Annotated in this window: 10 protein-coding genes; 5 read left to right on the top strand and 5 right to left on the bottom strand. The window is 73.5% G+C overall.

Annotated elements, in window-relative coordinates; translation table 11 throughout:
- Positions 1 to 152: 152 nt before the first annotated feature.
- The 3 genes from AAHZ94_RS18115 to AAHZ94_RS18105 all read right to left on the bottom strand — a co-directional run bounded on the left by AAHZ94_RS18115 (position 153) and on the right by AAHZ94_RS18105 (position 3125).
- Positions 153 to 1043, bottom strand: a complete 891-nt coding sequence (locus tag AAHZ94_RS18115; protein WP_349994000.1) for a PHP domain-containing protein — start codon at positions 1041 to 1043, stop codon at positions 153 to 155.
- 253 nt (positions 1044 to 1296) lie between these two features.
- Positions 1297 to 1935, bottom strand: a complete 639-nt coding sequence (locus AAHZ94_RS18110) for a DUF6758 family protein (protein ID WP_349993999.1) — start codon at positions 1933 to 1935, stop codon at positions 1297 to 1299.
- Positions 1936 to 2525: 590 nt separating this feature from the next.
- Positions 2526 to 3125 (bottom strand): suppressor of fused domain protein, encoded by a 600-nt coding sequence (locus AAHZ94_RS18105; protein WP_349993998.1) that lies wholly within the window; start codon positions 3123 to 3125, stop codon positions 2526 to 2528.
- A 485-nt stretch (positions 3126 to 3610) separates the two neighbouring features.
- Here AAHZ94_RS18105 and AAHZ94_RS18100 point away from each other — a divergent pair, with 485 nt between their 5' ends.
- Positions 3611 to 4735 carry a magnesium and cobalt transport protein CorA gene (locus AAHZ94_RS18100; RefSeq protein ID WP_349993997.1) on the top strand — a complete coding sequence of 375 codons (1125 nt, stop codon included), beginning with the start codon at positions 3611 to 3613 and terminating at the stop codon, positions 4733 to 4735.
- 66 nt (positions 4736 to 4801) lie between these two features.
- Here the strand turns inward: AAHZ94_RS18100 and AAHZ94_RS18095 are convergent, their stop codons facing one another.
- Entirely contained in the window at positions 4802 to 5779 is a 978-nt protein-coding gene (locus AAHZ94_RS18095) for a DMT family transporter (RefSeq protein ID WP_502964705.1), read from the bottom strand.
- 283 nt (positions 5780 to 6062) lie between these two features.
- On the opposite strand from AAHZ94_RS18095, the gene AAHZ94_RS18090 reads away from it, so the two are divergent.
- Positions 6063 to 6677, top strand: a complete 615-nt coding sequence (locus AAHZ94_RS18090) for a hypothetical protein (protein WP_349993996.1) — start codon at positions 6063 to 6065, stop codon at positions 6675 to 6677.
- Between the two features lie 91 nt (positions 6678 to 6768).
- Here the strand turns inward: AAHZ94_RS18090 and AAHZ94_RS18085 are convergent, their stop codons facing one another.
- A complete protein-coding gene (locus AAHZ94_RS18085) occupies positions 6769 to 7608 on the bottom strand; it encodes a hypothetical protein (protein WP_349993995.1) in 840 nt (279 codons plus the stop codon).
- Between the two features lie 400 nt (positions 7609 to 8008).
- Between AAHZ94_RS18085 and AAHZ94_RS18080 the strand changes: the two genes are divergently transcribed.
- The 3 genes from AAHZ94_RS18080 to AAHZ94_RS18070 all read left to right on the top strand — a co-directional run bounded on the left by AAHZ94_RS18080 (position 8009) and on the right by AAHZ94_RS18070 (position 11418).
- The gene (locus AAHZ94_RS18080; protein ID WP_349993994.1) at positions 8009 to 9322 is read left to right on the top strand and encodes a magnesium transporter MgtE N-terminal domain-containing protein; all 1314 of its coding nucleotides are present in this window, start codon (positions 8009 to 8011) and stop codon (positions 9320 to 9322) included.
- Positions 9312 to 9917, top strand: coding sequence for a DUF1003 domain-containing protein (locus tag AAHZ94_RS18075; RefSeq protein WP_349993993.1), 606 nt, complete (start codon positions 9312 to 9314; stop codon positions 9915 to 9917). Before AAHZ94_RS18080 ends, AAHZ94_RS18075 begins: the two co-directional genes overlap by 11 nt.
- A gap of 334 nt (positions 9918 to 10251) precedes the next feature.
- Entirely contained in the window at positions 10252 to 11418 is a 1167-nt protein-coding gene (locus AAHZ94_RS18070) for an Mrp/NBP35 family ATP-binding protein (RefSeq protein WP_349993992.1), read from the top strand.
- Positions 11419 to 11561 lie beyond the last annotated feature (143 nt).

Raw genomic sequence — 11561 nt, 5'->3', positions numbered from 1 at the left:
GCGTGCCCCACCCGGCGGCGGGCGCGGCGCGGCCCGATGGGCGGCACGGGTCAGCGGTGGGCGAGGACGTTACGGGCGGCCGGGCGCTACGGGGCGCGGCCGGGGCCGGCGCGCCGAGCGGGCGCCGGGGCGGCTACGGAGCGCGTACGGGCTCAGCCACCGGCGCCCGGCACCGGGAAGGCACCGGTCGCACGGCGGATGATCTCGCCGTAGACCTCCGGGTCGGTGGTGTACTCGCCGAGCCGACAGGTCTTGCGGCTGCCGTGGTAGTCGCTTGAGCCGGTGGTCAGCAGCCCGAGGTCGGCGGCGAGGCCGCGCAGCCTGGCGCGGGTGGGCTCGTCGTGGTCCATGTGGTCGACCTCGACGCCGTCGAGACCGGCCGCCGCCAACTCGGCTATCGCGCTCTCGGGTACGCACTGGCCGCGCTTGAGCGCCAGCGGATGGGCGAAGACGGTGACCCCGCCGGCCGCCTTGACCAGGCGGATCGCCGCGAACGGGTCGAGTTCGTGCTTCTCCACGTAGGCCCGGCCGTCGTTGGCGAGCCACTGGTCGGTGAAGGCGTCCGAGACGGTCGCCACCACGCCGGCCTCGACCAGCGCCGCTGCCACGTGGGGCCGGCCGACCGCGCCGTCGCCGGCGATCCGGGCGACCTGCTCCCAGGTGATGGGTACGCCGAGCGCGCGCAGCTTCTCGACCATGGCCTGGGCGCGCGGTGTGCGGTCGTCCCGGACGAGTTCGCGCTCGCGGGCGAGCTCGGGCTCGGCCGGGTCGAAGAGATAGGCCAGCATGTGCAGGCTGATCCCGTCGGCGGGCGCGTCCGGGTCGGCGCCGGCCGGCAGGCGCAGCCGGCAGGAGAGCTCGGCGCCGGTGACCAGGGTCAGCCCGGCGGGCAGTGCGCGCCGCGCCTCGGCATAACCGGCGACCGTGTCGTGGTCGGTCAGCGCAACGACGTCAAGCCCCTCGGCCGCGGCATTGCGCACCAGCTCAGCAGGGGTGTCCGTACCGTCGGACGCGGTGGAGTGGGTGTGCAGGTCGATGCGCACGACGCAGACTCCAAGGCGGTCGACGGGGAGGACGGGGACGCCCTTCACTGTACCGGGGCGATTCGGCGCCCCCACCCACGCCGCCACGACCGCCCGGTGGGGTGCGCGCAGACGCGCCCGTCCGCCCGCCCGCGCCTGCTTTGCGCGACCATCCGCCCACCCGTCCGCCCGGACGCGGTTCACCGGCCACAGGCGTCGTACGCGCGCGGCCTGCGGCCCCGGGGCGGCAGGTTCGACGGCCCGGTCGCCGTCGTCAGGAGAGCACTCGCGGCGAGAGCGCCCCGCACGGCAGCAGGTCCGCTTCGGCGCCGGCGTCCCGCAGGTCGGTGAGGACGAACTCGTCGTACAGCAGCAGCCCCGCCTGCTCGGGCCAGACCACGATCCACAGCCACAGGCCGCGGGCCTCACCGGCGAAGACGGCCCGGTCGTCGGGGGCGCCGGCCACGTGCCACAGCGGGGTGGGCCGGCCGGCGGCCAGCACCTTGGCGTGCGGGGGCTTGTCCACGCACATGCCGGGGCCGGGGTCGGGGCCGTCGATCCCCGCGTACCTGGCGCCGAGTCCGACTCCGAGTTCCTCCGCGATCAGCAGCATCTCGCCGGCACCGCCGAGCGGCCCGGGCCCCGAACAGGCCACGGCCGTGGCGCGCCCGCCGCTGCGGTCGTCGCCCGCGCAGGCCACACCGGTGAACAGCCAACCGACCGGCAGCGGCCAGGGCATCCAGACCGGCACCTGGGCGCGGCTGACCACGACGGCGAGTGCTTCGACGCTCGGCGGTACGACCGGCTGGAGGGGGTGCACGGTTCCATGCACCCCGCACTGCCAGGAGTCGGCGAACAGACCGGGCGCCCGCACCCGGCCACCGCACTTCGGGCAACTGGGTTCGCCCCTCATAGTCGTCAACGGTCCTCCCCACCGGTCGCCACGTCAAGGACGATCACTCGTCCGGCCCGCCCCGCCAGGCAGAACTGAGTGCATCATGCATCAATTAGCCTCGCTCACTTCATGGGCGTAGCCAGCATCGCTCTCCACGAACCGATCCCCCACGAGGCGAGGGAGTCGGAAGAAGGTCGTGCGCAACGCGCGCGAAGGCGCCGCCGCGGCCCCCATCCGGCGCCCGCACCTGGCGCCCGAGAGCGAAGAGCGGGGACGCCCCTCGCTTTCGACGCCCTCTTTGCCCCCCGTCGCCGCCGCGGCACTCGCGCCCCTGCCCGGCGCCGACATCACGGCGGTACGACGCTCCGCGCCCACACCGACCGTCGAACGCCCCACCTCACCCCGCCCCGGGCCGCCTCGCACAGCCTCGGTCAACTGACGCACGTACAGCGCCAGTTACGGCCCGTAGGGCCAGAACCGAAGGGCCACCCCGGCGAACCCCCAACAGCAACCCACACCCGCATCCACACCCACACGCCCCATCGGCCCCAGGGACGTAGCCGTACGCCCGCCATCCACAGGGGCCACGCAAGAGATGTGACGCTGCGTCAGTCCTGGAGGGTGACCGCGGTGCGGAGTGGGTCGCGCAGGTCCGTGCCGGCCGCGAGCCAGCGGGACTCCAGGGCCTCGGCTCCGTGCACCCGCTTCCACGCGGCCTCGTTGGCCGTCATCGGCAGCAGCGGCAGGAAGCGCACCGGGTCGAGTGGCGCATCGAGCTCCAGGTCGGGCACCAGCCCGCCGGAAGCAGCCACCAGGACCGATGAGAACGGGGCCCCGGGCCACAGCGGCTCGCCCACGTCCAGCGATCCGCCCGGCGCCACGATGACGCCCTCCACCTGCGGCGATGCGGCGAGTACGGCGAGCGGCCTGAGCACCTTGTCGGTGTCGGCGCGGCCGGCCCGCACGGTGAGCAGCAACTCGGCGCGGGGCCCGCGGACCGGGTCGGCGAGCGGGTCGGCCGGGTCCGCCATGGGCTGGCCCGACATGCCGAGCGTGGCGTAGCGCACGATCGCATCGGCGCCCGAACCGTCGACGAAGCGCAGCACCTCGATGCGTTCGGTACCGAGGAAGGTGATGGCGGCGCGGGCGTCGGGCCTGCCCAGTGCCGTCTGCAACCGGGCTTCGACCAGCTCAAGAACATTCGCCATGCGGCGAGCATAGAACCCGTATCGAAGCGGCAAAGCGGCACGCCGCTGTCGTACGCCCCTGGTAGCCTTGGCGCCTGATCAGGGACATACGTTGTCCCCTACGGGGGACCGGCCGGAGGAGGTGGGGCTGCGGTGGACCCGAGTCGACCTCGCAGTACCGACTGTTCTCCCGTCCTCCTGCTCGGGATGCACTCCTCTGCTGTGTGATCTGCACCCTTCCGTACCCGGCTCGTTCGAGGGGAAACCCCGGGCCGGGGAGGAAAGTTGAGGAAGTTTTCGCGCCCGCGCCATCTGTACGGAAGAGCAGCGTCATCCGCTTCATTCCGTGTTCCCGTGTTCCGCCGTGCGGAACACGTCAGCGCTTAGCACGCGGAGCGCCGTCCGCTTTGCGGACGTACGGCCCAAAGACGCACCGTACGTCCACTTTCCGGACCGCGCTGCGTACCGCGCTTCGCCGCTGACGACCGGCCCGCTGAGGAGTCCGTATGTCGATGATTCGTGACCTGCGCGCAGCCGTCCGCCCCGCCCTGCGGCGGGGCCACACCACACCCGATTACGACCCCACCCGCGATCCCTCGGTCACCAGCGCCATCGTCGACTGCGGCGTCTACCGCAACGGCAAGCGGGTCAGCCAGCACGTCAGCCCGACCGAGGCGATGGCCAGGGTGCGGGCCGAAGGCGGCTTCGCCTGGATCGGTCTGCACGAGCCGACGGAGCGTGAATTCGCCGGCATCGCCCAGGAGTTCGGGCTGCACCCGCTGGCCGTCGAAGACGCCGTACACGCCCATCAGCGCCCCAAGTTGGAGCGCTACGACGACACGCTGTTCACCGTCTTCAAGACCATTCACTACGTCGAGCACGCCGAACTCACCGCCACCAGCGAGATCGTGGAGACCGGCGAGGTGATGTGCTTCACCGGCCGGGACTTCATCGTCACCGTGCGGCACGGCGGGCAGGGGTCGCTGCGGGCGCTGCGGCACCGGCTCCAGGACGATCCCGATCTGCTGGCCAAGGGCCCGTCCGCGGTGCTGCACGCCATCGCCGACCAGGTGGTGGATGGCTACGTCGCGGTCGCCGACGCGGTGCAGGACGACATCGACGAGGTCGAGATCGACGTGTTCTCGGCGACCAACAGCGCCGCCAAGAGCGGGCGCGGCTCGGCGCGCGGCGGCGACGCCGGCCGCATCTACCAGCTCAAGCGCGAGGTGCTGGAGTTCAAGCGGGCCGTCTCGCCGCTGCTGCGGCCCATGCAGTTGCTGAGCGAGCGGCCGATGCGGCTGGTGGACCCGGACATCCAGAAGTACTTCCGGGACGTGGCCGACCACCTCGCGCGCGTCAACGAACAGGTGCTCTCCTTCGACGACCTGCTCAACTCGATCCTCCAGGCCAACCTGGCCCAGGCGACCGTCGCGCAGAACGAGGACATGCGCAAGATCACCGCCTGGGCGGCCATCATCGCCGTCCCCACCATGATCTGCGGCGTGTACGGCATGAACTTCGACCACATGCCCGAACTGCGCTGGAAGTACGGCTATCCGGCGGTGCTGACGCTCATCGTCGGCATCTGCTTCACGATCCACCGCGGCTTCAAGCGCAACGGCTGGCTGTAGCGGGGGCTCGGTCTGCGGCCTGGCCGTACGGGTCTCCCGGCCCCGTACGGGCCGCTCCCCGGCCGGTCAGGTCGGGCGTTTGCTGCGGCCGTCGATGACCACCAGGGCCAGGCCGAGCAGGATGACGGCGAGGGCCGGATAGGCGGCGGCCGGCGGGTGTTGGCCCAGCCACAGGGCCGCGATCAGGGCCGCGCCCGGGGTCTCCAGGAGGATGCCGGTGGCGGTGACGGTGGGGCCGAGCCCGCCGACCACCCGATTGATGATCGAGTGGCCGAGGAGTTGGGCGGCCACCGTCAGCACGGCCAGCTTGAGCCACGTCGTACCGTCGTAGCCGCCGAGTCGCACGCCGGCCAGCAGGCAGGTCACCAGCAGGACCAGCGCCGTGGTGGCGTAACAGACGCAGGTGTAGGCGGTGGTGCTCACGGTGCGCCGGACCTCGGCGCCGACCAGCATGTAGCCGGCGCCCGCCATGCCGCCGGCGAGCGCCAGCGCATCGCCGGCCAGGGCGCGCGGGGAGAGCGCCAGGTCGACGCCGGTGAGCAGGAGCACGCCGAGGAAGGCGACGCCGATGCCGGCCCAGACCAGCCCCGACGAGCGGTGGCCGCGCAGTCTGAGCAGCACCGTGGTCCAGATCGGCGTGGTGGTCACCAGTGCGGTGGAGGACGAGACGGACGTCATGTGCAGGCTCGGCAGCCACACCGCGAAGTGCACGGCGAGCAGCACGCCGGCGGCGGCCGACAGCCAGCCGGCGCGTGCGCCCATCGTGCGCAGCTCGGCCCGGTGCCGTACGAGCGCGACCGGGAGCAGCACGCCGAGCGCCATGACGTTGCGCCACAGCGCGATGGCCAGGGCCGGGGCCGCGGTCGCCGCGATCAGCGGGGCCGACAGCGAGATGCCGGCGATGGCGACGCCGAGCAGCCCCAGGTCGACGGGGACGCGACCGCCACCGCGGCCGCCCCCGGCCGCACCGGTGGCGGCGCCGGCTGCCGTGGTTCGGGGAACGCTGCTACGCGGCCTCGCCAGGCCAGCCAGTCGAACGCGCACGCGAGACAGCGTAAGGCGTGCGGGGACGGGACGGTACTGATGTTTACCGCAGGCTGCTGGGGGTGGCTGGGCCGGCGGGGCGGCCGGGGTGTGAGGGGCTGGGGTGTGGGGGCGTGGGTGGGGGCGGCCCGAGTGCCGGTTTCGGGATGGGGCGCGGGCCGGTGCCGCGCAGGGCCGCGCGCCGGCCGTACGGGCACGGGGCCGGTGCGGCGGCCGGTGCGACGCGGGCCGATGGGGCGGCCGGCCCACTGGTGGGGGCGGAACCACCCCATAAGCTGGGTTCATGACGCACAGCGTGGAGCAGGCCCTCACGGATCGGGCGCTGATCGAAGAGGCGACGAAGAAGTCCGGCCTGATCTGGGTGCTGGGCTCCGCCGGCGCCACCCGGAGCGCGCCCAGGCCGCTGTGGCACCTGTGGCACGAGGGGGCCGCCACCGTGGTCGGCTCGTACGGCACCGGCGCCCCGGACCCCGACGACGCCGGCCCGGCCGCTGGGATGGGGCTCATGGAACAGCCGCTCGACGGCCTCGGGCTGACCGACGGCGGCACCGCCGCAGTGACCGTGCGCAGCAAGGACAAGGGCGGGCGGCTGGTGGGCTGGACGGCCCGGGTGGTGGAGCTCGCGCCGCGCAGCCCGGCCTGGGAGGCCGCGGTCGCCGAACTGAAGCCCAAGCGGTTGAACGCGGTCGACTCCGAGCAGGTCATCGAGCGCTGGGCGCGGGCCTGCCGGGTGCTGCGGCTCGAACCCGCCGACGCCGAGGTCGCCGCCCAGCCGGACGGTTCGCTGGCCGCGGAGCCGGTCCCGAGCCCCGCGGTCACCCGCAAGCCGATGCCGGAGGCCCTGCCGAAGCTGCTGCGCCGCCGGGCGCGCAAGAACCCCCGCAAGGACCCGCGCTGAGCGACGGCGCCGCGCATGGTTCGGCCAGCGCGGCGCCGCACCCGGCGCCCTCAGCCCACTCGTGCAGTACGGCTAGCTCGGGAAGTACGGCTCAGCCGTCGCTCTGCGGCAACTGCTGCCCGTAGTCGACGAGTTCCTTCTTCGGCGGCGCCGAGAGCTCGAACTTCTCGTTCCAGTCGGCGAGTTGGATGACGCCGGCGCCGCCGGCCCGGTGCAGGCGCAGCGGGTAGGGGGTGCCCTTGAGCGACACGTCCAGCGCGCCGCCGTTGCCCTGGTCGCCGGTGATGCGGATGGTGGGCACGCCGCCGACGTCGCCCCGCTTGCCGCTGGTGATCTGGCCGTGCAGGCCGAGCAGCCCGTCGAGCAGCATGACCTTGTCCGTGAACCCGCTGAGCTGCTGGTACGAGGGGTCGCCCGCCGGCACCTTCACGTACTTGCCGTCCAGCTTCTTGGCCGCCGCCAGGTCCTCCTTGGTGCCGGACTTCGCGCCCGTACCGCCCGAGCCAGCCGTACTGCCCGAGCCGTCCGCGCTGCCGTCGCCGGCCGGGGCCGCCCCGTCGTTCTGCTCGTGCGTCCAGAAGTCGGCGTCGGCCTTCAGGTAGAGCTCCTTGTCGATGCGCAGCAGTTGGAAGGTGCTGCCCTGGGTGGAGACCCGCCCGGAGCCGCCGTCGTCCTTGAGCCGCATGTCGAGGGTGTACGTACGGCCCTTGCTGACGACGTTGCCGGTCAGCCGGACCGCGGCGGCGCGCTGGGCGGCCTGCCTGGCCCTGGCCTCGATCTGCTTCGGGGGCAGCTTGCCGACCCCGTTGGTGCCCGCGTCGGGGTCCTTCTTCTCGCCCCCGCCACCGCCGTCGCCGCCACATCCGGCGAGGGTCGCGGCGGCGAGCCCCGCGCACGTCGCCGCCGCGAGGGCCGTCTTCCAGGTGCGCACGTCCGCTCTGCCTCCCGATGCCGATGCAGGGGGCAGCGTACCGGTGCCGTACGCACGCGCTGACGGCGCGCTCGGGCCCGAACGGACCGGCCGTGACCACCGGCCGGGCGGCGTGTCGCAGGCTTGGCCGGAAACCGATGGTTCGGCACCGTTCGGGGACGCCTTGGCGCGCCCGGTGCCGCTGCGCGGGCCGTACGCGGCGGGCCCGTCGCCGAAGGTCGCGCCACCGAAGGGCGCCGCCAGCGGGCTATCAACCGATATTCAGTGATATCAGGAGGTATACAGAGGTACTCGGGGTGATCACCCCCGCGCGCCGACAGCCGGCCGTGGGCGACCCGTACATCCGTTGAAGCCTGTACGTCCGTCACAGCCCGTACGTCCGTGAAAGGAGGCGCGTGGCATGGGTGCGGCAGCCCCGCGTGTGTTCGTCTCGCATCTGGCCGGTGTCGCCGTGTTCGACCCGAACGGTGACCCGGTGGGCCGGGTGCGCGACCTGGTGGCGATGCTCGGGCTCGGCGGCCGGCCGCCGCGCGTGCTCGGCCTGGTCGTGGAGGTGGTCAGCCGGCGGCGGATCTTCCTCCCGATGACCCGGGTGACCGGCGTCGAGTCGGGCCAGGTGATCACGACGGGCGTGGTCAACATGCGCCGCTTCGAGCAGCGCCCCACCGAGACCCTGGTCCTCGGCGAACTGCTGGACCGCCGGGTGACGCTGGTGGAGACCGGTGAGCAGGTGACCGTCCTGGACGTGGCGGTGGCCCAGTTGCCGGCCCGCCGCGACTGGGAGATCGACAAGGTCTTCGTGCGCCGCGGCAAGCCCCCGGCGCTGCGCGGCAGGTGGCCGGGGAGCGTCCGGCGGTCCGGCGAGGCGCTGACCGTGGAGTGGTCGGCGGTGACCGGGTTCGCGCTGGAGGAGCAGGGGCAGGGCGCGGAGAACCTGCTCGCCACCTTCGAGCAGTTGCGCCCCGCCGACCTGGCCAACGTGCTGCACCACCTGACGGCCAAGCGGCGCGCCGAGGTGGCCGCCGCGCTCGACGACGACCGGCTCGCCGACGTCCTTGAGGAGTTGCCGGACGACGACCAGGTGGAGATCCTCGGCAAGCTCCAGGAGGAGCGCGCGGCCGACGTCCTGGAGGCGATGGACCCGGACGACGCGGCCGACCTGCTGTCGGAGCTGCCCGAGGAGGACAAGGAGCGGCTGCTGGCCCTGATGCGCCCGCGGGACGCGGCCGACATGCGCCGACTGCTGGCGTACGAGGAGCGCACCGCGGGCGGGCTGATGACCACCGAACCGGTGGTGCTGCTGCCGGACGCGACGGTGGCCGACGCGCTGGCCAGGGTGCGCAACCCGGACCTCTCCCCGGCGCTCGCCGCGCAGGTGTACGTGTGCCGGGCGCCCGACGAGACGCCGACCGGCACCTACCTGGGCACGGTGCACTTCCAGCGGCTGCTGCGGGACCCGCCGTTCACGCTGGTCAGCGCGTTGGTCGACAACGATCTGAGCCCGCTGCCGCCGGACACCGCGCTGCCGGCGGTGACCAGTTACCTGGCCGCGTACAACATGGTCGCCGCGCCCGTCGTGGACGCCGGCGGGGCGCTGCTCGGCGCGGTGACCGTGGACGACGTGCTCGACCACCTGCTGCCCGACGACTGGCGCGAGCGCGAGTTGCACGGCGCGGTCGTGCCCGGCCTGCCGGAGGTGGCCGATGGCCGGTGAACGCGTCCGACTCGACCAGCCGCGCGAGCCGCGGCGCAGCCTGCTGCCCCGCTGGGACCCGGAGGCGTTCGGCCGGGTCTCCGAGCGCACGGCGCGCTTCCTGGGCACCGGCCGGTTCATCGTCTGGATGTCGGTGGTCATCGTGCTGTGGGTGGTGTGGAACACCACCGTCCCGGCCGGCCTGCGCTTCGACCGCTATCCGTTCATCTTCCTGACCCTCGCCCTCTCGCTCCAGGCGTCGTACGCGGCCCCGCTGATCCTGCTCGCTCAGAACCGGCAGGACGACCGCGACCGGGTCAACCTGGAGCAGGACCGCAAGCAGAACGAACGGAGCATCGCCGACACCGAGTACCTGACCCGGGAGATCGCCGCGCTCCGGCTCGGCCTCGGCGAGGTGGCGACCCGCGACTGGATCAGGTCGGAGTTCGAAAGCCTGGTGCGGGAGCTGGAACAGCGCCCCGCTCACCCGCCGGGCCATGCACCGGGCCACGCCTCGGCCTCGCCCGCGCACCCGCACCGCCGCGACGCCGCGCCCCGGCGGACCGGGTCCAGCGCCGTTCAGCGGCCTGCGCCGGATGAGACCGAGGGTCGGTAGCCGGGGCCCGGGCACGTTGGAGCACGCGCGCGTACGGGCGCGGGCCGGACGGGGAAGACCCGAGGCCCGGAGAACACCCGCATGCACGCGCGTACGGGCGCGAGGCCGCGCGGGCGGGAAGGCCCACCCGCGGCACGCGTACGGGCCGGGGCAGGCCCCTGAGGGAACAGCCGGGCACGCGCGCGTACGGGCGCGTACGGGCAAACCGTCGTGGACGGTACGGGACATCCGTGGGAGAGCCCGGCTATTCCCGACACGGGCCCCGGTGGTGCGTGAGGTAGGCGACCGTCCACAGGCTTTCCCGAGCGCTGGGCCCGCGCCGTACCATCGGGGCATGGCTACCGAAACGACCGGCCCGCACGGCGCCGCTCCCGCCGAAGAGGCGGTCCGCGAAGCGCTCGCGACGGTGAATGACCCGGAGATCCACCGCCCGATCACCGAGCTCGGGATGGTCAAATCGGTGGAGATCGCGCCGGACGGCGCGGTGGCGGTCGCGGTCTATCTGACGGTCGCCGGCTGCCCGATGCGGGACACCATCACCAGCGGCGTGCGCGATGCGGTGGCGAAGGTCGCGGGCGTGACCTCGGTCAGCGTCGAGCTCGACGTGATGAGCGATGAGCAGCGCAAGGAGCTGGCCACCTCGCTGCGCGGCGGGCGGGCCGAGCGCGAGGTGCCGTTCGCCAGGCCCGGCTCGCTGACCCGGGTGTATGCGGTGGCCTCCGGCAAGGGCGGCGTCGGCAAGTCGTCCGTGACGGTCAACCTGGCCGCGGCGATGGCCGCGGACGGCCTGAAGGTCGGTGTGGTCGACGCGGACATCTACGGGCACTCGGTGCCCCGCATGCTCGGCGCCACCGGCCTCCCCACCCAGGTCGAGAACATGATCATGCCGCCGTCGGCGAACGGTGTGAAGGTCATCTCCATCGGCATGTTCACGCCGGGCAACACACCGGTGGTCTGGCGCGGCCCGATGCTGCACCGCGCGCTCCAGCAGTTCCTGGCCGACGTCTTCTGGGGCGACCTGGACGTCCTGCTGCTCGACCTGCCGCCCGGCACCGGCGACATCGCCATCTCGGTCGCCCAGTTGGTGCCGAACGCGGAGATCCTGGTGGTCACGACGCCGCAGCAGGCCGCGGCCGAGGTCGCCGAGCGGGCCGGTTCCATCGCCGTCCAGACCCACCAGAAGATCGTCGGCGTGGTCGAGAACATGTCCGGGCTGCCCTGCCCGCACTGCGACGAGATGGTCGACGTGTTCGGCACCGGCGGCGGTCAGACCGTCGCCGACGGCCTGACCCGCACGACCGGTGCGACGGTGCCGGTGCTGGGCGCCATCCCCATCGACGTACGGCTGCGCGAGGGCGGCGACGAGGGCAAGCCGGTGGTGCTCACCGACCCGGAGTCCCCCGCCGGCAGCGCCCTGCGCGCCATCGCGGGCAAGCTCGGCGGACGCCAGCGCGGCCTGGCCGGCCTGGCCCTGGGCATCACCCCGCGCAACAAGTTCTGAGCGCTCCCGCGCCACGGTTCGACCGGCGGCGGGGGGGGGGGGGGGGCCGCCCCCCCCCCCGCGCCCCCCCCCCCCCCCCCGCCCGCGCCGGCGCCCCCCCCCCCCCCCGCCCCCCCCCCCCCCCCCCCCCCCCCCCCCCCCCC

The organism is Streptomyces sp. HSW2009 (assembly GCF_040240285.1).
Classification (GTDB): Bacteria; Actinomycetota; Actinomycetes; order Streptomycetales; family Streptomycetaceae; genus Streptomyces.
This window is presented reverse-complemented; position numbering and strand designations above follow the sequence as displayed.

Bases quoted from the DNA above. Each gene is read 5' to 3' on its own strand.
- AAHZ94_RS18110 (WP_349993999.1), bottom strand. From the start codon at position 1,935: ATGAGGGGCGAACCCAGTTGCCCGAAGTGCGGTGGCCGGGTGCGGGCG.
- AAHZ94_RS18105 (WP_349993998.1), bottom strand. From the start codon at position 3,125: ATGGCGAATGTTCTTGAGCTGGTCGAAGCCCGGTTGCAGACGGCACTG.
- AAHZ94_RS18100 (WP_349993997.1), top strand. From the start codon at position 3,611: ATGTCGATGATTCGTGACCTGCGCGCAGCCGTCCGCCCCGCCCTGCGG.
- AAHZ94_RS18090 (WP_349993996.1), top strand. From the start codon at position 6,063: ATGACGCACAGCGTGGAGCAGGCCCTCACGGATCGGGCGCTGATCGAA.
- AAHZ94_RS18080 (WP_349993994.1), top strand. From the start codon at position 8,009: ATGGGTGCGGCAGCCCCGCGTGTGTTCGTCTCGCATCTGGCCGGTGTC.
- AAHZ94_RS18075 (WP_349993993.1), top strand. From the start codon at position 9,312: ATGGCCGGTGAACGCGTCCGACTCGACCAGCCGCGCGAGCCGCGGCGC.
- AAHZ94_RS18070 (WP_349993992.1), top strand. From the start codon at position 10,252: ATGGCTACCGAAACGACCGGCCCGCACGGCGCCGCTCCCGCCGAAGAG.